Below are 19,441 nucleotides of genomic sequence, written 5' to 3' on the forward strand. Positions count from 1 at the left end.
TTCCTACCAGTATTGCGGTTTTGGTCTGGCGGTTCAGTGTTAACTGGTTGAAGGCAGGTTAAACATATTCAGGCCAGATGCAGGGTTCTATATTAAATGCTGAAAACCTTGCAGGAAATCCCGGGCCTACCGGACTGCAGGCATATACGCCTACGTTAATGGTGCCGGGAATATGATGCAGGTGAAAGATGCGCATCTGCGTGTAGGTATTACCGTCTTTGCTTTGCTCTATTAAAAAGTCCTTACCTCTTCTTTATAACCTGAAATGAATTTGTTGTAAACCGGTAGGAATATCAGTAGTTGCCCAATCTGAATAACCCAGGTTAGTGACTACACTTCCCAGGCGGGATATAGATGCATTCTGGTTGATGTAACCATTGCCATTGCTTCAGGTTGATCGGTTTTACATACTGCAAAGATGTTGGATTTTCACATCTCACATCTCACGTCTCACATCTCACATCACACTCCGTACCTGCACCCTTACCCTGGGTGAATAGGTTACCGTTCCATCCTTTTGCACCTGCTTAATACGAATGATGACCTGTTTCTGTCCGGTTTGTACTGGTTCGGCAGTTTCCTTCGCGCAGGAACTGAGCAGGAATAATGCACTGAAAAAGAATAGTGTTGTTGCTATAGTTGTTTTCATAACGGGCGGGCTTAAGTGAAATCGTGATTAAAATCCTACATGAACTTTCTGTTGATATCGTTTATCGCCTTTTTCTCCTTTGGCAGGTACGATTTCTATGGTTCGGAAATTGATATTGTCTTCTGATACCTGGATCTCATAACTTTCTGTTTCCTCTGTTTCAGGTGCCGTCCATTCCAGCAGGAATTGATTATTGGTTTGTGGGCGCGCCTGGAATTTCTCAAAGGATACCGGTAACAAATCCAAACAAGGATTATTCGCTGTCGGATTCATGTAGGCACCTCCCCAGTTGGCATTGATTGCCGGGCCCGTATAATACACCCCAACTGCATTGCTGGTGGTTAACTGATGGCCTGTCCAGCCTGCATTTCTTCCATTGGCAAAACTCTGCGAAACTACCAGGAAGCCATTTCCGGATACGGTATTGGGACTCCGAATATCCAGGTTTGAGGTGCGAAGCTCCCCACATCCTGTAAATGCCAGGTTGCCATTGTTGATCCGGGTGTTCTGGTTCGCTACCAGCAATCCGGCTATAGTATTGGTTCCATTAAAAACGAAATTATTGGCGTTGATTCTTCCACCGTCCAACACAGTGATACCTCCTGAATTGGATGTTACTGTTCCCGAAACATCCAGCAGCCCATCATTCCCCACTTCAACAGGGCCGGTTGATTGTGTGAAATTTCCATTGACCGTTACCGTTGCCTGGTTGATTCGCAAACTGGCACCTCCATGGTTGATCACAAGGTTGCCATTTACAATCAATCTGGCGCCCGGCCGTAAGGTGATATTTCCATTGGCCGACAGCCCATTTGATTGGATGGTCAGGGTAGCATTTTCTTCGATTACCAGGTTGCCTCCTGCAAAATTGGTATTGCCGGTAAAACGAACCGTGCTATTTGCTGCAATGGTGAGGGTTTGATTCCAGCCGGTATTGGGATAAATCCCGCTGGTTAGTGTAGTGTTGGAGCTGTACCAGGCTGCAACAGCCACGGACAACAGAAAAAGCGAAAGGAGTGTTATGGATACCTTTTTCATTGTTTTCTAAGGGTTCTACTTACGATCAATAAGCAAAACTACCTAGATCTAACGGTATCCACCTAGTATTAGTATAAGTGTTTTATTTATTTTAGATCAATAGACTTTTATTTCCGTTAATTGGTGCACCGGTCAAGCTCCCAGCCATTTTTTAAAGTCCGTCACCCGCTCCCGGCTCACCAGCATTTCCTCCTCCAGCGGAATCTTCAATTCTAGTTTGATCTTCCCCTTAAACCAGGGATAAATCGTTTCAATAGCTCCAATATGTAAGATGGTTTGGCGGTTGATGCGAAAGAAATCCCCCGGTTCCAGCATGTTTTCCAGCTCATCCAGGGTGTAATCCACTATATATTTATTTTTCGCATAGGTATGCAGGTAAGTTAGTTTCTGCTTCGATTCAAAGCAGGCAATCTCACTGGTTAATATGGTCAGGTATTGCTGCCCTTTTTTGACCAGGAACCGGTTCTTTACCTGGCTCTCACCCTGCAACTGGCTGAGTAGGCGACTTGATTTTTCAGTTGAAGGACTTATCTGCTGGTTGCCGTAAAGCTCGCGGTATTTTTCAAACGCCCCCTTCAATTCTTTTGGTTCAATCGGCTTTAACAGGTAATCTATGCTGTTTACTTTAAAGGCTTTCAGCGTGTGTTCATCATAGGCTGTGGTAAAGATGACCGGTGCGGTTACTTTTACTTCCTGGAAGATCTCAAAGCACTGTCCGTCGCCCAATTCAATATCCATCAGGATCAGATCAGGTGATTCATTTTCTTTCAGAAAAGCAATCGTTGATGCCACACTGTTAGTCCGGCTCATGATCTCAGCATCCGGCTCCAGTTCCTTTACCATTTTGGTGAGCTGACTCGCCAGCAAATTCTCATCTTCCACTATCAGCAAGCGCATAGTTTTCTTTTTTGATTAAAGGGATGGTTACCTTAAATAGTGAGGACGTTTCCTCCACCAGCACGGTGCCTTCATGCAACAGCTCATATTTTTTTCGCAAATTGGATAAGCCTATTTTTTCTGACCCGATCAGCACCAGCTTCGGCTGGCGATTGTTTTCCATCACCAGCTTGCCATCCTTCGTGGTATAGAGCTTCACCAGCAATGGCTTATTCGGCAAAATGCTGTTGTGTTTGATCACATTCTCCAGCAATACCTGCAGCGTGAGCGGAGGTAACTGCCATTTGCCATATTGTTCCGAAATATGAATCTCCAGTTCAATGCCATCTTCAAACCTGGTTTTCAGGAGACGAAAATAATGTTCCAGAAAATCCAGTTCCATATGCAGTGGCACCAAATGATTTTCATTGGCCTTTAATACATACCGATACACAGATGATAACTGTCGCACGAATTCAACTGCCCGCTCCTGGTCTTCTGTAATCAGCGATGCCAGTGAGCCCAGGTTGTTAAACAAAAAATGCGGATTGATCTGTGCTTTTAGTGATTCCAGTTGTATGGTGAGCGATGCCCGTTCCAATGCTTCCTTCTCTTCAAACGTGCGCTTCCATTCCCTGAAATAATAAAAGCCTTCATAAATGCCCACCACAATCACTACATAGAGCAAAGCGATCAGGATATTGTAGAGATAGCCTTCCGGCGGAAAGAGATAACCCCAGAACAAGGTCTTATCATAGAACCAGATATTCAGATAGCGCACCAATATGGTTACTAACATACAACCGATCAAAATACCTATGATACGCTTGATTCCATCTTTCCCTTCCGGATAGCGTTTGTGGAAATAGAGTAACACCAGTCGGTTGGTTTCCCAAAGCAGTACAGCTTCAGCCAGACTGATTAGAAAGATCTGCCAGAAACCGAATAGCTCTTCTTCATAATGTTGTTCATTGAAAAAAATGATATGAGATGTAAAGGCGATCAGCGGAATGCCTATAAAGCGGATCCAGTTATCTTTCAACCGATAAGTTGCGGTATGTTTTTTTGCACTCATTAATGGCTTGTATTGATTTTGTTCAGCACAAACGCTGCAACCGGATCTTTCCTGCTTAGGATATCAGTTATGGTGGTGGGCACTTTATAATCAGGCACTACTCCTCTTCCATTCACCGGATCGCTGTTCATATAAAAGGAGGCCAGGGGTATGCCCACTTGCAGTTTGGAATGAGGCAATCGCAGGATGGCAAACAATCCACTGTTGTTCACGTATCCGTTACCACCTGTTTCTTCCCCAACGATGATGGCTCTCTTGTTCTGTTTTACTACCGCGGCCAGTTCGGAAGTTACTGAAAAGCTGCGACCATTTACTAAGAGGTAAACAGTTCCGGTAAAGCGATTTTGCTGTGCAGGCAGTTCTTTCAGATAGGTTTGCAGCGGCCAGTAAAACTTACCATCTTTTTCCTGGATCAGGTTGCGGGCCTGGTGATAAAAAGGAGGAAGCCAGGCATACCGTTGAAAACTGAAACTGTCTTTTTTGTTGACCAGTATGCGGTCGTAATACCGGAAATTGGTATCAGCCAGGTAGGAGTAGAGATATCCTCCCCAGTCTTCTATGCCACCTTCATTATCGCGACAATCAATCACCAGGTTACTGGTTTGTTTTGCTTTTAATTCATTGAATACGCTGTCTGCAAATTTCTCAAAGGGGAATTGTTCTTTATCCGCCATGAAGGTCCGGATGGTTAACCAGGCAGTGCTGCCTTTCCACTCCAGTTCGAAGGGCTTTTGTGCAGCAGTTGTTTGTGTTGCAATTGCCTGCTCAATGATTTCAGCAGTTATCCCTTTTACTGCTGCACGATGCTTTTTGCCCTTGTATTCATAAGCAATTGTATAAACTGGTGATTCACCCATAAATACTGCATACAACGAATTGAAGGATCGGTTGAGCGTTGCTGTTATACCTGTTTGCATGACTCCGTCTGCGGGCAGTAAAGAACTCAGTTTTTTTCTGATTTTCTGCATGGAAACTCCATTGATGCGGGTAATGCGCGCTCCGGCTGGGATGCCTTTTTCTTCACCATAACTTTCCAGCGCATATACTTCCTGCTCCTCAAAATATAAACGCAGCGGAAAAGCATTAGTCGCCGGGTATAGGAATTTTCCTTCCTGGTAGGCAGCAGGCAGGAGTTTGGTATGCCCACAACTGATTTGTGCAATCAGCGGCTGTAACCTCACTAAGAATTCTTTTTCTGTCAGGGGTGCTGTCAGTCCGTTTGCTATAGAACGCACCAACTGCGTATAGGCGGCCTGTTTAGTATACCGAAAGAGTCCGGGATGCGCTTCCTGCAATGCCTTATCCGCAAGTGCCAGGTCTTCTTTCAGTTGAGCTGCTGATATTTTTTGCTGGGCCTTTAACCCGGTGAATAAGAGGCAGCCAATCAGCAGCTGCCAGATCATAGATAGGTTCATAATGCTAAGTTTGAAACCCAAAATTCAGGTCTGGCAGGCGCAGCCACCAGCCAATTCTGCCGATCCCGCATTTTTCTTCACTGAACCTGCTTTGGCTATGGATGAATCGGAAAAAAGAAGCAGTTTTGAGCCATGCTTAGCATTACCTGTAAAACCGGCATACGCGCAGTGCTTTTTCTGGCAACCCGACTAAAAACCGGGGATAAATACTCCATCCAGGAAATCGCTTCCGGGGTGGAAGGCAATGAACATACCCTGGGTAAACTCCTGCAAATGCTGGTGAAAAAAGGGGTAATCAGCAGCAGCAAGGGGCCCAGTGGCGGTTTTTTCATGACCCCTGATCAGGTGAAAGCGCCTGTGCTGCAGGTGGTCCTGGCCCTGGACGGGGATGAGCTCTTTACTGCATGCGGACTCGGATTACCGCATTGTTCTGCCGCCAAGCCCTGCCCCCTGCATTATGCCTATGCGAAAGTGCGGGATCAACTGGAGCATATCTTTCGTACCAATTCTATTGAAGCAATTAGCAAGGATATTTCAAAGGGTGCGGCTTTTCTTTCTTAATTTTTCACTGGAAAATACAGCATGGATTCAATCACACATTTCGCATTAGGTGCCTGTATCGGGGAAGCTTTCCTGGATAAGAAAATCGGTAAGAAGGCATTGCTCTGGGGCGGATTGGCGCAAAGCATTCCGGATGCGGATTTTGTGGCTGGTTTCTGGATGCCCCTTTCAGAGGAATTACTCGCGCACCGTGGCTTTACGCATTCGATATTATTCCTGGTATTGATAACGCCCCTGATGGCGCTGCTGGGCAGAGCGCTGCACCGGGATCTTCCTATTTCACTGAATCGCTGGATGTTTTTTTTCGGGATCGAAATCATGGTGCACATTTTCCTGGATGGATTCAACAACTATGGCACCGGCTGGCTCGAACCTTTTAGTCACTGCCGCTTTTCTTTCAATACCATCTATGTGGCAGACCCCTTCTTTTCTTTCTGGCCTGCCCTGGCGGCGATTGCCCTGCTGCTGATTCCCATTATGAGTCCAAAGCGTCCCTTCTGGATTAAACTGGGTATTATTCTGCCCATCGTTTACCTGGGGTATGCGACCCTGAATAAACTAAAGATTGATCGTGATACCCGCACTATTCTGGCTAAAAGAGAAATACCCTATACCAGGTATTTCACAACCCCGGCTCCTTTGAATAACTGGCTATGGTATGTGGTGGCAGGCAATGACTCCGGCTATCATGTTGGATTCCGATCACTCTTTGATCCTCCCGGTACCCTGCATTTTGAATATTTTCCCCGGCAGGATGAATTGCTGGATACAATACGAGATCACCCCGAAGTAAAAGACCTCATCCGCTTTTCACAGGAATTCTATACGGTTGAAAAATATGGCGATAGCCTGGTGTTCAACGACCTGCGCTTTGGCCAGATCATCGGCTGGAAAGATCCGCGGGAGAAATTTGTGTTCCACTATTACCTGCAGCATCCCGAAAGCAATGAACTGGTAGTGCAGCGGGGTCGTTTTGCCAGGTGGGATAAAGAAATAGCCCTTGCTTTGTTAAGAAGGGCTATTGGAAAAGATGCGCGGGACTAGCTTAGCTGGAAAATTCTTCCACACGGTCGCGGATGGTATTCCGCATACCTGCCAGCTTTTCTTTTCCCTGGTTCATTTTATCCTTAATGGAGTCAGAGAGTTTCTTCCCACCTTCAGCAATTTTGTTCCTGGTATTTTCGCCCTTATCAGGAGCAAACAGCACCCCTAATACTCCACCTACGATAACGCCTGTTGCCAATGCTGTCAAAATCTTGTTTGTGTTTGTCATAACGAATGGTTGTAGAATGAGGTAATCTTGTTTCATCCTAAAGTTACCAAATACAGTGCCAGCATCCCCTGATACAGGTTGTTAAAGATTATGATAAAAATCAGTTGCTCTTCTCTTTGGCGGCCTTTTTCTCCTTCTTGCGGAAATACCCTCTGAACAGAAAATTATGCTGCAGGGCAGTCATGTTTTCATTAAAGGTGGCAGTGCTTTTTTCGATATTGCTCAGGCTGCGATGCAGGCTGCCCGTCATGCTGGTGTCTGATAGGATGGCATTCGCCGGACCCTTGCCTTCTTTGATCTCATTTTGCACCCCGGAGATCAGGTCGTTCACTTTTTGGGTCATGGTTACTGTTTGCTGACTCGTTTGTTCCAGCTGTGCCAGGGTTCTCTCCAGTTGGCCACTCATCACGGTATCATAGATCAGGTGTTGTACCAGTCCGCGTTCCTGTTTCAGGTCATGAATTACCTGGTTCAATTCTGCTGTCAGTTGCTTTGTTGAAACAGATGCCTGCTCAATATTGTTGAGGCTTGCTTTTATGGATACCGCCAGGCTGCTGTCCTCCAGTAATTTCCAGACCGCACTGCTGTTGTTAAACCGGCTGATGGTTTGCACAAGTTCAGCAGATAATACGGCTGCATTCTGATTCGTGACAGATAAGGTCTCCAGCATGGCATCCGTATCCAGGTTTTTTTTGGTAGCAATTTCATCTCCTTCCTGGATAGGTTCAGCCGGACCATCACCCGGTAGCAGATTTACTACCCGGTTGCCGATCAGTCCTTCTGTTCCTATAGAAGCCAGTGAATTTTTCAGGATATGTTTGGATGCTTCTTTATCAATCAATAATTCAAGCTGGATGGTAGTATCATTGATCAGCTTCACTGATTTCACTGTGCCTGCCTGGATACCTGCATACCTCACATTGTTTCCGGGCACTACTCCACCTGCATGACGGAAATAGGTTTTAACCAGTATGGAAGCGCGAAACAGTTGTTGATTTCTGCCAATAAGATAGAGGGACAGCACGAGGAATAGCAGTCCGCTGATGGTGAAGAGTCCGAGTTTGATCAGGTTGGTTCTTTTGTTCTGCATGGGTTTCTTGGCTTATTCAAAATACGGTAAAATAACCGGATCGGTGGATGCTTTTAAAGTGTCAAATTCGCCTTCCGCATAGGCAATACCATCCACCAGCAGGATCATCCGGTCGGCGGTGCGCTGGATACAATTCATATCATGCGAAATGATGATGGACGAGGTATTGTATTTTTTCTGCAGGGCATTCATCAGGTCGCTGATTTCTTTGGAAGTGATGGGATCCAATCCCGTGGTAGGTTCATCGTACAGGATGATTTCCGGTTTCAGGATCAGGGTGCGCGCCAGCGCGATACGCTTCCTCATTCCACCAGATAACTCTACCGGCATTAAATCTACCGTATGTGCGAGCCCCACATTCTCCAGTGATTCCATCACCAGGTCATTGGTTTCTTTATCACTGATTTCCATCCAGTGCCGGCGTAATGGGAACTCCAGGTTTTCGCGAACCGTCATGGAATCATAGAGTGCATTCGACTGAAAGAGGAAGCCAATTTTCACGCGCAGGTGATCCATCTCATCCTGGTTGAGGGATCTGATGGATTCGCCCAACACAGTGATTTCTCCTTCATCCGGTTGCATGAGCCCGATAATGCATTTGATCAGGACAGACTTGCCGCTGCCGGATTTGCCCAACACCGCCAGGTTTTCTCCTTTGTTCAACCGGAGGTTAAATCCTTTCAATACCTGGTTCGATCCAAAGCCTTTGTAAAGATTCTCTATGAGGATAGCTGCTTCCGTGTTTGACATACTGTTTTCTTTTAATTAAGTCCGAGTATATCTGTTACCTGCACAGCAAGCAAATCGATAATAAAAACCATCAGGCTGCCCAGCACTACCGCACTGTTCGCACTCCGGCCCACACCCTCTGTACCTTTGCTGGAATTAAATCCTTTAAAGCAGCCTATAATACCGATGGCAAATCCAAAGAAAAAGGATTTTATAAAGGCAGGCAGCACATCGCCAAAGCTGAGGTTGTTAAATACCTGGGTATAATACAAACTGAAACTGGTAGTGGCTTTGATGTTCACACCAAGATAAGCGCCATACAGGGAGATGGCATCGCCGAGTAACACCAGGATCGGCAACATAAATGTGGTAGCCAGTACGCGGGTTACTACCAGGTATTTAAAAGGATTCGTACCACTTACTTCCATGGCGTCAATCTGTTCGGTCACTTTCATACTGCCCAGTTCTGCACCAATGCTGCTACCAATTTTGCCGGCAAAAATCAGGGCTGTAATAACCGGACCAATTTCCCGCACGATGGCAATTCCCACCATGGCAGGTAATTCACTTTCTACACCATAGTCAATTAAGGAGGGGCGCAATTGCATCGTGAGTACGAGGCCCATGATAAAACCAGTGAGACCAACCAGGGGCAGTGACTTATATCCGATCATATAACACTGATGAATAAACGCAGCCCATTCGTACCGGGGACGAAATACTTCCCGAAAAAATCTTCCCGTGAATTGTGAAATGGCTCCTGCTTCTTCCAGGAATCGTTTGGTATTGGGTGGTAGTGTCATAATTGGGTAATCAAAAATTACAAAACTTATCGGATAAAGCCCGGTAATTCGCGCAGACGGGTTGCATCTGCGGGGTTCAGTATCAGTTCCGATACTGCCAGCAGGAGTGATTTTTTAGCCGTATACAACTCCCTGTTATAGTTTACCAGAGTAGATAGTTCGATATCTGTCAATTCCTTGCTTCGGTTTTTACCATAGAGCTCCATAATGGAATGCTGATATTGATCTGCCAGCTCCGCAAATGCTTTCTTCAGCTCTTCACTGGTAGCTGGTTTTTCTCCCGTAAGAAAAGGAGTTAGTTCCAGTAGGAATTCTCCCATGCGCTGTCTGCTCATCTGGTAATAACTAAACTTACTATCGTTGGAAGAATTGCGCAGTTGCTCTGCATCCAGCCTCGCATCTTTCAGGCTTTTGGCTCCATACATGCCATTGCGAAGTGCAGCTACCAACTGGTCCAGCAAAACAGTATCCTCTTTATCGGTAATGGATGCCTGCAGTTGTACATAGTATTGCTGGATATCACCATGTACATCTTTCAGGTAATCGTAGCGATCCTCTGCATTCGTAAACAGGTGACTGGGTTTCCAGGCCGTTACCGGTAACTGAAAGTTGTTGATACCAATTGCTTCCACTGCATACTGGATGGTATGATACATAAAATGTTTGATCTCTTCCTGGGCAGCCATCAGAGCGAGCTCGGGCTCCTTAATTGACACTTTATGAATGAAACTGGTATCCTGCTGGTTGTTGCTGTAGAGGTTTTGCAGGAAGCGGCCAAATAGCTGCAGGAAAGGAAAAAACAGGAGGATACCTAATAAATTCACAAGGGTCTGGAAAAAGGCAAGTGAGGTAAGCTCATCTTTTACACCGATCCAGTCCTGTATGATATAAAGCAGGGGTCCGATAGCAGCAAATGCAAGTATGGAGGAAATGGTATTGAATAAAAAATTGCCCAGTGCCACTCGTTTTTTATCAACCAGTTTGCCTTGTGCAAGGATCAGCAGTTTGGATGTGGTGCCGATTTCCGCTCCCAATATAATGGCAGCTGCAGCTTCCAGGCTGATCCCACCGGCATGCAGAACCGAAAGTGTTAATGCAATCGTAGCAGAACTGGCCTGCACGATGGTAGTGATCACTGCTCCCAATAATAGAAATACAATCAGTGGAAAGCGATTGAACTGCAGCAGATCAATATGCTCAAGGCTGGAGGCAACCCCGGTTTGCATGAAGTACAATCCCAACAGCAGGAAACCAAATCCCAGCAGAAATTGTATCCAGGAATAAAAGCGGTTATGCGGTGAGAGCATGGTCCAGATTAATCCCGCGATTCCTGTTAAAGGCCAGGCAAGTGCTTCAATATTGATTTTGAATCCAACCAATGCAATGATCCAGCTGGTAAAAGTGGTGCCGAGGTTGGAACCCAGCATCAGGGCGAGAGCATTTTCCATTTGTAACACTTTCGCCCCCACGAAGGCAAGTACCATGATATTCACTACCGAACTGCTTTGCAGGAGAGCGGTAACCATGGCTCCTCCGAGTATGCCTTTTACCTTGTTGCTGGTTTGTTTTTTCAGGAACAGTTTGAACGACCGGCCCGCAATTCTTTTCAAGGCATCCTCCAGCCAATGCATGCCGATGATGAAAATCACCACTCCTGCTAATAATTCCCAAACCTGGTTCATACTTCTATAGCTATTCCTAAATGTACTATATTAACAGTAGGATGAAAAAGCCGAATCCATTAAAAGGGTATACCTCACGCAACCGGGTTGATCTGGTAAGGGGTGGTAAAGCTTATTTCGAAACATTGATTCGTCTGCTGGATGATGCTACACATTCCATCCATTTCCAGATGTATATTCTCGATGAAGATGAAACCGGTGGTGAAGTGCTGGAACATCTTTGTCGCGCTGCAGAAAGAGGCGTCAAAGTCTATATGCTTGTGGATGGTTATGCGTCGCTACACCTCACCAAAAAACGAATCCGCGAGATACGGGGTCGCGGTGTGCATTTCAGATGGTTTGAACCATTACTGAGAGCCCGCAAGTTTTATTTTGGTCGCAGACTGCACCAGAAAGTTTGTGTTGTGGATGCGGATACTGCTTTGGTAGGAGGGGTGAATGTGAGTAACCGCTACAATGATTTACCCGGACAAACTGCCTGGCTCGATTGGGCGGTGCTGGTGGAAGGGGAAGCCGTAGAGAAATTATACCAGGTATGCCTGGAACTCTGGAACAAAGCGGGCTGGGGGAAATCCAAACAGATTCAGTTCAAATTGCCTCCACATCGAAAAGCTTTGCCGGAGGAGAACTGCCTGGTTCGGGTGAGGCGGCAGGACTGGGTACGCTTTCGCACTGAAATATCCAGCAGTTACATGCGTATGATGCAGGATGCAAAGCAGGAAGTGTATATGTTATCTAGTTATTTCCTGCCCGGTCGGCAAATGCGCAAGGCGATGGAAAATGCTGTCAAACGGGGAGTAAAAATTTATGTGATTGCCGCAGGAAAATCAGATGTGTGGATGGCCAAAGAAGCTGAACGGTATCTCTACAGATGGTTGTTGAAAAATAAAATCTCCTTATTCGAATACCAGTCGAATGTATTGCATGGCAAGATCAGTTGTTCAGATGGAAAATGGGCCACAGTAGGTTCCTTTAATATCAATTTCATCAGTGCTTATGCCAGCATTGAACTCAACCTGGAAATACTCGATGAACAATTTGCTGCGAAGGTGAAACAGGAGTTGCTGGAAATTATAGAGCAGGAATCTGTTCCGGTAACCGAATCTGAGTCGCAGCAGAAATATGGATGGGCTGCACGTGCCTGGCAGAAGACCTGTTATACCAGCATCCGATTGATTTTTGTGCTGTTTACTTTCTATTTTAAACAGCGGCGCAACTGAATTTACAATTCACATTGATCATCAATACATCTGCGCGGACGAATAAATCCGGTAATAAAAATAATGCCGCCAAAAATATACATCGGCCAGGCATCTTTGTAAAAAAATGCGATGCCAATAAAGAGTCCGCCCAGGCCGAAGCGAAGGATGCGGTGAAACCAGACGGGATTGATTTTCTCTAACATGATGACGGATTTAAAAAGTGTAGTTTAAGATAAGATTGTAATTTGACATATTGACTTTGTTCACGAGGTATTTGGCTGCATAGGATTCATCACCCAATACCGATTTATGAACAAATAAAAACTGGATATCCATTCCTTTCAGGAAAGCCTGGAAATCGTATTTCCAGCTCAGGTTTAGTTGCTGATAAGAGGGGGTTGCATATTTATTGAATGCGGCATTCTCCACATCCGGCAGGTAATAATGTCCGTACCCAAGAAAGAGTTTGGAATGCAGTTTATCCAACTTGTAATTTGCTTTGAATGCAATGGCATTCACATCTGCATAACCATCATTTCGTTCTCTCTGCAGAAAGGTATAAAAAGGATCCTTACCCCATTCCCTTGGCATCAGGTACCTGCCATCTTTGGTGATGCGGGTATAATTCAGTGATATATTCCAGGGTTGATGTTCCAGTCCGATACTTCCCCCAAGAACAAGTGATTTGCCGCCTTTGGTAAAATAGGTTTTGGATGGGTCTTCATTGCCGCCATCATTGATTGCATCCTGGCGGATTACTTGCAATCCTCCGGTTAGGGTGTTCTTATTTCCAACCGGTTTGCGAAGTTCTGCCTGCACCATGGCGGTATTAAAAATATTTTCCACAAACTGATTCCATACCTGGATGCTGAGGTTAGGATGGATTTGCTGCTGGATGCTGGTTACCACAACACCCTTGCTTTTGAGTGCGTCTTTGTAGTTGGAAGGTTTGCCATCCGGACCTAAGCCCGCTGGGTAAATTCCAATCGATTCACCAATAGAAAACCACCTCACGGTGCTTCGGGGAGAGATCTGCCAGAGATAAGCAGCTTGTAAGGCCGTATTTTTTCCAGGTTTCCAGTGTAACTGCAAACCATCGATGCCAGTAGCCCTCATTCGTCCATCCTGCTGGTTGATAAAAGGCATATCGGGTAATTGTTTTCCGATGGTGGCTTTGAATGTTTTGTGTTTGTATTGCAGGTATAATTCTTCCAGGCGATTGATATCATTTTTGTTGGAAACATCCTGAATATCAAACAGCCCGATTTCATAACGGTTGGCCGCATTGGTCAGGGGATCCGGTTTGGCCAGGTTGGAGGAAGCGAGGTCATAAATAAAATAGCCTCCGATTCCCAACGTGAATCCATGAAAGGAGCCTGTTTTATAGCGTAATCCGCCCCCGATGGCAGTAGCTGCATAGTCGCGGATGCCAGTTGCATTATCCGTTGCCATCGTAAAGAGACGCGCGTGGCCATTGATCGTACCTGACTTAAACACATGCAACAGGGAACTGGTATCCCTGGTGGTTTCCGGTTCAGGCAGGTTTTGTGCGCTTGCGGCGCTGATCAGGGTTAGTTGTACTAAAAGTATGATAAGAATCCGGTTCATAATGGTGGTGCAAAGCTGGAAAAAGAGGGGCAGCATTTCTGTGATAAGCATCACGCAGGGGAGAAGGGCCGGAACAAAAAAGGGCTATTTTTGTTAAAATTCTAAAAGCAGTTATGGGCATCATGCGTCAGATAGCAGAATATCTGTATATCAAGAAAAAGGACCCCAATACACCGGAGACGAAATGGCTCAAGTACATGCACGGGATCAACCGGATTTCCATCCTGATGTTTCTTGCTGCCCTCATCTTCCTGTTTATCAAACTGGTATTCCTCAAAAAGTAAGTACTTCCGGCTTCCTATATTTGTTGCATGAAGTATTATATCATCGCCGGTGAAGCCAGTGGCGACCTGCATGGCAGCAACCTGATCCGCGAGATAAAGGCAAGAGATGCGGCAGCGGAAATCCGTTGCTGGGGGGGCGACCTGATGGAAGCTGCAGGAGCTACCCTTGTGAAACATTACCGCGACCTTGCCTTTATGGGATTTGTGGAAGTGGTGGCAAACCTCCGGACGATACTTCGCAACCTGGATTTCTGCAAGCAGGATATCCGGAAGTTCCAGCCGGATCTGCTGATCTACATTGATTATCCTGGCTTTAATCTGCGCGTGGCGGACTGGGCAAAAAGAGAAGGCTTTCATAATGTTTACTATATATCTCCACAGGTTTGGGCCTGGAAAGAAAACCGGGTGAAAACGATCAAAGCATCCGTTGATAGGATGCTGGTCATCCTACCCTTTGAGCTGGATTTCTATCGCAAATGGAATTACCCCGTGAGTTATGTAGGGCATCCCCTGGCGGAAGTGATAGAAAAATACAAGCAGGACAATGCATCGCTGCAGCGCAATCCGAAACTGATTGCCTTACTTCCCGGAAGCCGCAAGCAGGAGATCCTGAAAAAATTACCGGTGATGTTGTCCGTGACGCCTTCATTTCCGGATTATGAATTTGTAGTAGCAAAGGCACCGGGAGTAAGCGATGATTTTTATGCACCCCTGCTGGCGAAATTCCCCAATGTACGCACCACCAGCAATGCAACCTATGCGGTGTTGATGCAGGCTGAAGCAGCATTGGTCACCTCCGGAACTGCAACATTGGAAACGGCCCTGTTTGGAGTGCCGGAAGTCGTTTGTTATAAGGGTAACAAGATTTCTTATCTCATCGCGAAGCGCCTCATCAAAGTCAAATACATTTCATTGGTAAACCTGATCATGGACCAGCTGGTAGTAAAGGAGTTGATCCAGGACGATATGAATACACAAAACCTGGTGCAGGAATTGAAAAATCTCTTACATAATCAGGAGTACCGGAATCGCATAATTGGGGATTACAACCAACTTCGGCAGCTCCTGCAGAAGGGAGGAAATGCTTCTGCGAAAGCCGCGGAGGAAATTGTAGATTATGCAACCAGTTTGATCAGCAAAACAACAACGCCATAAATAAGCGTTGATACAAAAACACCTTTGGCGGTTTTATCTTTTCGGCTGTTGATATAAATCGTGAAGAGAATGGCATTCGCAATTAATGAAATGCTGCTAACACCAGTCAACAGTGATTTCAGTTGCTTCAGGTAACCAAGGTATTCTGTGAAACTCACATGCCGGGGCATGAACACGATCAGGTAGTAAATGACCAGTCCGATTAAAGGTGCAATGAACCCTAATACAAGTCCCAGTTGAAGATTATCTTTTTTTAGCATCGAGTTTCCAGCTTTTTTCAAGTTTGGCTTTAAGAACGTAATTCGTAAGGTCAAATTGTACAGGTACCACACTTACATAGTTATTCTGCAAGGCCCAAACATCTGTATCTCTTCCTTTATCAAAGTTGAGAAATTCTCCGGTAAGCCAGTAATAGCGGCGACCGTGAGGGTCCTGGCGCTCCAGAAAATCTTCCTGGTATTTGGCATAGGCCTGGCGGCAAAGCTTTATTCCTTTGATCTGTTCTTTTGGAACAGCGGGGATGTTCACATTTAGCACCAGGTGTTTATCCTGTTTTTTGCTCAGCACCATTTCCGTGATGATGCGTGCATAATGTGCCGCGGCGGTAAAATCAGCTTCGATGCTGTAGTCCAGCAGGGAGAAACCGATGGAAGGAATACTTTCAATAGCTGCTTCCACAGCAGCTGACATGGTGCCGGAATAGATCACATTGATGGAATGATTCGCACCATGATTGATACCACTCAGGCAAATATCCGGTTTGCGATGTAATACTTTATCTACCGCGAGTTTTACACAATCTACCGGGGTGCCAGTGCAGCCATAGGCTTCAATGCCTTCATATAATTGAACAGGGTGTAACCGGAGGGGAGATCCAATGGTGATGGCATGTCCCATACCCGACTGAGGCTTATCTGGCGCAACCACTACAATTTTCCCCAATCCGCGTACTGCTTCTACCAGGTTCTGGATTCCAGGGGCAGTAACGCCATCGTCATTCGTGATCAGGATAATAGGTTCTTCTTTCTTCTTTCTGCTTGGCATGGAGCAAATATACGTGAGACGTCAGACGTGAGACGTGAGAAGGGGGAGAAAATGGTATGGAAGAGGGGACAAAGGAGACGGGAAACGAAGGAGAAGGGGGGCATGGAAGATGGGCAGAGGAAGATGGAGAAAAGGGGGAATGGAAGGGGGAAGACAGGAAGAAGGGCAATGGAGGAGAGAAAGGTCTGATTCAGATTTCTGGGAAGTATCCTTGAGTGCTTGGACACTAGTTCACTGACGGTTCATTAGTGCTTCAATAATAGTGAAACAGTAGTGTGGGAGTGGTTGATATTGACTGACTGGATAGAGAAAAGTGGTCGAATGGTAAGAAAAAGTGATATGTCAGACGTGAGATGTGAGAAGGAAGAAGGAAAAAGGAAGAAGGAAAAAACACGATCTTATGAGCGTTGGGAATTTTTTCACGTCTCACGTCTCACGTCTCACATCTCACGTTTCACGTCTGACATCTCACATGTATCAAATATTTTTCTCAAAAAAATTTCTATTTGATAAATTTCTTAGTATTTTCGTACTAAATCTGTTAGCATGTCATTTGCCGGAAAAAATCTAAAGCATTTACGTAAACTGCGGGGATGGACGCAGGAGGATTTTGCTGCCAAATTGAAGATCAAGCGTTCCTTGCTGGGCGCTTATGAAGAAGAGCGGGCGGAACCGCGACTGGAAGTACTGGAAATGGTGAGTGAGTTGTTTAAAGTGAGTCTGGATGAGCTCTTCCTGAAAGATTTGTCTGAGACCAAGGGCAGTTATATTGCAAAACGCCGCGCTCAGAAACTGGCTGCTGAGCCCACTGTTATTCAGTATGTGCCGATGAAAGCAGCCGCCGGTTATTTGAATGGTTATGCAGATCCGGAGTTCATTGATGAGTTGAATACCTTCACCCTGCCCATGCTGGCCCCAGGTTCTTATCGTGCCTTTGAAATCGTAGGGGATTCCATGTTGCCAACCCCCAGTGGTTCTATCATTGTGGGGGAAAAGGTGGAAGACACAGAGAATCTTAAAACCAGCAATACCTATATCGTGGTTTCCCGCCAGGAAGGAATTGTTTACAAACGCATCATGAAAAATGGGCGGTCTAAACAGAAACTTACCCTGGTTAGTGATAACCCGGTTTACCAGCCTTACCAGATCGATGCCAATGATGTGCTGGAAATCTGGCAGGCACAGATGGTGATTACCCGGGCCAACCAGCAACAGCGCTGGGATGTGGATCAATTGGCTTCGATTGTTTCCAATCTGCACGACCAGGTTAATTCCCTGAAGAAAAAAATGAATTAGCAGGCTTACCCCTGAGATAAATCGGTTGTTTTTAGTACTATGGGTTAGTAAGGCCCCGTTTTTACGGGGCTTTCTTTTTTAGTATATACTAAACGCTTCTTTAAACGTGTTGCAATGCGCTTCTACTATATCCCGGATATCCGGAGAATAACCCCCACCCATGGATACGGCGCAGGGGATACCAGCTTTTTTAAGCGTGCTGAATACCATATGATCTCTTTCGCGGCAACCTGCTTTGCTTACTTTCAGTTTACCAAACTTGTCGGTTTCCAGGATATCCACTCCTGAAATATAAAAGGCAAAATCAGGTTGTACGTTTTCCAGCAATGCGGGCAGGTGTTTTGCTAGTAGCTCCAGGTATGCTTCGGTTGTGGTTCCATCTTCCAGCGGAACATCCAGATCCGATTGCTCTTTATGAAAAGGATAATTGTGCCGGCCATGCATGCTGAAGGTGAATACCTTCGGGTTTTGCTCAAAAAGTTTGGCGGTTCCATTGCCCTGGTGTACATCGAGGTCAACAACTATTGCCTGCTTAATTGTGCCCTCTTCCAGCAATACATTGGCTGCTACAGCTACATCGTTCAACAGGCAAAAGCCTTCGCCTCTGTCAGCAAATGCATGATGGGTTCCTCCTGCTACATTCAGCGCTACTCCATGCTGGAGGGCATGCCTGGCACAATCAAGCGTGCCCTGGGTGATGATAAATTCCCGTTTGGTTAAAGCCTCCGATTGAGGAAATCCAATATGACGCTGTTCTTTTGCTGAGAGTGTCTGATCAAGGAGCTTCTGCACATAACCGGCATCATGGGTTTTCAGTACCAATTCGGTAGGGCAGCTAGCCGGAGACACCAGTGCTTCTTCTGTGATGATTCCTTCATAGAGTAACTGCTCAGGTATCAGTTCATATTTCAACATGGGGAACCTGTGCCCGGGAGGTAATGGGTGTGCATAGATCGGATCAAATGCTATAAATCGTTCGCTGGGCTTCATTGTATGGGGATGATTTCCTGTCCGGCTATAGCAAATACCGCAGCACCTGGTTCCGGTGAAACTAATGCCAATCCGGAAAATCCACTGAATGCCGGCAGGATCGCTGTTGCTTTACCAAAATAGAAACAGGGAAGGCGAAGCGATTGTTTACCAGATCCACTTAGCAGTACTCCCGGATGCAGGTGACCTGAAAAAGTATAGGTATCGTCTTCTTCTTCTGGTAATTCTTCCGGGTCATGAATAAAACGGAACGGACCTTTGGTAAAAATGCCCTGCTGTACCTGGATATCCTGTTCCTCGTACCAGGATGCCTGTAAAATATCGTGATTGCCTCTTACCAGGGTAATCGCTAAGGCAGCATGATCCTTTCTCCAGCGCGCAAACCAGTCCGATTCCAGGTTGTGACTGCTATGAAAAAAATCACCTACAATAATGAGTTCTTTCGGTTTATAATACTGAACCAGGTGGAAGAGGCGCTGCAGGTCCTGCTTGAATACTTCCTGAGGTACCCCGATGCCGGATTTTCTGAAATGGCCGGTTTTCCCGAAATGCAGATCAGAAAGGATCAGAGCAGCTTGATCCTCCCAATAAATCGCTTTCATGGGGGTAAGCCAGAGCTGCTGACCGAAAAGGGTAAAAGAATGCGGCGCTTTCATCGGAGGACAAAGCTA

Annotated in this window: 23 protein-coding genes and 1 pseudogene; 7 read left to right on the forward strand and 17 right to left on the reverse strand. The window is 45.9% G+C overall.

What is annotated here, in order from left to right; genetic code table 11:
* Positions 1-58 precede the first annotated feature (58 nt).
* From L0U88_RS21045 to L0U88_RS07440, 6 genes and pseudogenes are all read right to left on the reverse strand, one after another.
* A pseudogene (locus L0U88_RS21045) lies at positions 59-241 on the reverse strand (DUF1349 domain-containing protein); the annotation flags it as partial.
* Between the two features lie 216 nt (positions 242-457).
* Positions 458-649, reverse strand: a complete 192-nt coding sequence (locus L0U88_RS07420; protein ID WP_234865143.1) for a hypothetical protein — start codon at positions 647-649, stop codon at positions 458-460.
* Between the two features lie 27 nt (positions 650-676).
* On the reverse strand, positions 677-1,687 hold the full coding sequence (locus L0U88_RS07425) for a hypothetical protein (protein ID WP_234865145.1): 1,011 nt from the start codon (positions 1,685-1,687) through the stop codon (positions 677-679).
* 132 nt (positions 1,688-1,819) lie between these two features.
* Positions 1,820-2,584, reverse strand: coding sequence for a LytR/AlgR family response regulator transcription factor (locus tag L0U88_RS07430; protein ID WP_234865147.1), 765 nt, complete (start codon positions 2,582-2,584; stop codon positions 1,820-1,822).
* Positions 2,559-3,638, reverse strand: coding sequence for a sensor histidine kinase (locus L0U88_RS07435; RefSeq protein ID WP_234865149.1), 1,080 nt, complete (start codon positions 3,636-3,638; stop codon positions 2,559-2,561). Before L0U88_RS07435 ends, L0U88_RS07430 begins: the two co-directional genes overlap by 26 nt.
* Complete coding sequence (locus tag L0U88_RS07440; RefSeq protein WP_234865150.1) at positions 3,638-5,053, reverse strand: S41 family peptidase; 1,416 nt, start codon at positions 5,051-5,053, stop codon at positions 3,638-3,640. The genes L0U88_RS07435 and L0U88_RS07440 overlap by 1 nt, the downstream gene beginning before the upstream one ends.
* Positions 5,054-5,185: 132 nt before the next feature.
* On the opposite strand from L0U88_RS07440, the gene L0U88_RS07445 reads away from it, so the two are divergent.
* Both L0U88_RS07445 and L0U88_RS07450 read left to right on the forward strand, forming a co-directional pair.
* Positions 5,186-5,614 (forward strand): RrF2 family transcriptional regulator, encoded by a 429-nt coding sequence (locus L0U88_RS07445; protein WP_234865152.1) that lies wholly within the window; start codon positions 5,186-5,188, stop codon positions 5,612-5,614.
* A 21-nt stretch (positions 5,615-5,635) separates the two neighbouring features.
* A complete protein-coding gene (locus tag L0U88_RS07450; RefSeq protein WP_234865154.1) occupies positions 5,636-6,658 on the forward strand; it encodes a metal-dependent hydrolase in 1,023 nt (340 codons plus the stop codon).
* A 1-nt stretch (position 6,659) separates the two neighbouring features.
* On the opposite strand, the gene L0U88_RS07455 is transcribed toward L0U88_RS07450, so the two are convergent.
* From L0U88_RS07455 to L0U88_RS07475, 5 genes are all read right to left on the reverse strand, one after another.
* Positions 6,660-6,887 (reverse strand): YtxH domain-containing protein, encoded by a 228-nt coding sequence (locus L0U88_RS07455; protein ID WP_234865156.1) that lies wholly within the window; start codon positions 6,885-6,887, stop codon positions 6,660-6,662.
* A gap of 100 nt (positions 6,888-6,987) precedes the next feature.
* Positions 6,988-7,977 carry an MlaD family protein gene (locus L0U88_RS07460; protein ID WP_234865158.1) on the reverse strand — a complete coding sequence of 330 codons (990 nt, stop codon included), beginning with the start codon at positions 7,975-7,977 and terminating at the stop codon, positions 6,988-6,990.
* A 12-nt stretch (positions 7,978-7,989) separates the two neighbouring features.
* Positions 7,990-8,727, reverse strand: a complete 738-nt coding sequence (locus L0U88_RS07465) for an ABC transporter ATP-binding protein (protein ID WP_234865161.1) — start codon at positions 8,725-8,727, stop codon at positions 7,990-7,992.
* 11 nt (positions 8,728-8,738) lie between these two features.
* Positions 8,739-9,509, reverse strand: a complete 771-nt coding sequence (locus tag L0U88_RS07470; protein WP_234865163.1) for an MlaE family ABC transporter permease — start codon at positions 9,507-9,509, stop codon at positions 8,739-8,741.
* 26 nt (positions 9,510-9,535) lie between these two features.
* Complete coding sequence (locus tag L0U88_RS07475) at positions 9,536-11,191, reverse strand: Na/Pi cotransporter family protein (RefSeq protein WP_234865165.1); 1,656 nt, start codon at positions 11,189-11,191, stop codon at positions 9,536-9,538.
* 41 nt (positions 11,192-11,232) lie between these two features.
* Here L0U88_RS07475 and L0U88_RS07480 point away from each other — a divergent pair, with 41 nt between their 5' ends.
* Complete coding sequence (locus L0U88_RS07480) at positions 11,233-12,411, forward strand: phospholipase D-like domain-containing protein (protein WP_234865167.1); 1,179 nt, start codon at positions 11,233-11,235, stop codon at positions 12,409-12,411.
* 2 nt (positions 12,412-12,413) lie between these two features.
* Here L0U88_RS07480 and L0U88_RS07485 read toward each other — a convergent pair whose 3' ends face one another.
* Entirely contained in the window at positions 12,414-12,596 is a 183-nt protein-coding gene (locus tag L0U88_RS07485; RefSeq protein ID WP_234865169.1) for a hypothetical protein, read from the reverse strand.
* A gap of 10 nt (positions 12,597-12,606) precedes the next feature.
* Positions 12,607-14,052: an OprD family outer membrane porin gene (locus L0U88_RS07490; RefSeq protein WP_234866129.1), complete on the reverse strand. Its 1,446-nt coding sequence runs from the start codon at positions 14,050-14,052 to the stop codon at positions 12,607-12,609.
* Positions 14,053-14,123: 71 nt separating this feature from the next.
* Between L0U88_RS07490 and L0U88_RS07495 the strand changes: the two genes are divergently transcribed.
* Both L0U88_RS07495 and lpxB read left to right on the forward strand, forming a co-directional pair.
* The gene (locus tag L0U88_RS07495; RefSeq protein WP_234865171.1) at positions 14,124-14,285 is read left to right on the forward strand and encodes a DUF6728 family protein; all 162 of its coding nucleotides are present in this window, start codon (positions 14,124-14,126) and stop codon (positions 14,283-14,285) included.
* Between the two features lie 27 nt (positions 14,286-14,312).
* Complete coding sequence (lpxB, locus tag L0U88_RS07500) at positions 14,313-15,440, forward strand: lipid-A-disaccharide synthase (protein WP_234865173.1); 1,128 nt, start codon at positions 14,313-14,315, stop codon at positions 15,438-15,440.
* On the opposite strand, the gene L0U88_RS07505 is transcribed toward lpxB, so the two are convergent.
* Both L0U88_RS07505 and surE read right to left on the reverse strand, forming a co-directional pair.
* A complete protein-coding gene (locus tag L0U88_RS07505; RefSeq protein ID WP_234865176.1) occupies positions 15,401-15,700 on the reverse strand; it encodes a hypothetical protein in 300 nt (99 codons plus the stop codon). The genes lpxB and L0U88_RS07505 overlap by 40 nt on opposite strands.
* Positions 15,684-16,484: a 5'/3'-nucleotidase SurE gene (surE, locus tag L0U88_RS07510; RefSeq protein WP_234865177.1), complete on the reverse strand. Its 801-nt coding sequence runs from the start codon at positions 16,482-16,484 to the stop codon at positions 15,684-15,686. The genes L0U88_RS07505 and surE overlap by 17 nt, the downstream gene beginning before the upstream one ends.
* Before the next feature lie 56 nt (positions 16,485-16,540).
* On the opposite strand from surE, the gene L0U88_RS07515 reads away from it, so the two are divergent.
* The gene (locus L0U88_RS07515) at positions 16,541-16,699 is read left to right on the forward strand and encodes a hypothetical protein (RefSeq protein ID WP_234865179.1); all 159 of its coding nucleotides are present in this window, start codon (positions 16,541-16,543) and stop codon (positions 16,697-16,699) included.
* A 331-nt stretch (positions 16,700-17,030) separates the two neighbouring features.
* Positions 17,031-17,780, forward strand: a complete 750-nt coding sequence (locus L0U88_RS07520; RefSeq protein WP_234865181.1) for an XRE family transcriptional regulator — start codon at positions 17,031-17,033, stop codon at positions 17,778-17,780.
* A 78-nt stretch (positions 17,781-17,858) separates the two neighbouring features.
* Here the strand turns inward: L0U88_RS07520 and L0U88_RS07525 are convergent, their stop codons facing one another.
* Both L0U88_RS07525 and pdeM read right to left on the reverse strand, forming a co-directional pair.
* Entirely contained in the window at positions 17,859-18,770 is a 912-nt protein-coding gene (locus L0U88_RS07525) for a histone deacetylase family protein (RefSeq protein ID WP_234865182.1), read from the reverse strand.
* Positions 18,767-19,426: a ligase-associated DNA damage response endonuclease PdeM gene (gene pdeM, locus L0U88_RS07530; RefSeq protein WP_234865183.1), complete on the reverse strand. Its 660-nt coding sequence runs from the start codon at positions 19,424-19,426 to the stop codon at positions 18,767-18,769. Before pdeM ends, L0U88_RS07525 begins: the two co-directional genes overlap by 4 nt.
* Between the last annotated feature and the right edge of the window lie 15 nt (positions 19,427-19,441).

Origin of the sequence: Flavihumibacter fluminis (genome assembly GCF_021491375.1) — a bacterium.
In the GTDB taxonomy this organism is placed as follows: Bacteria; Bacteroidota; Bacteroidia; order Chitinophagales; family Chitinophagaceae; genus Flavihumibacter; species Flavihumibacter fluminis.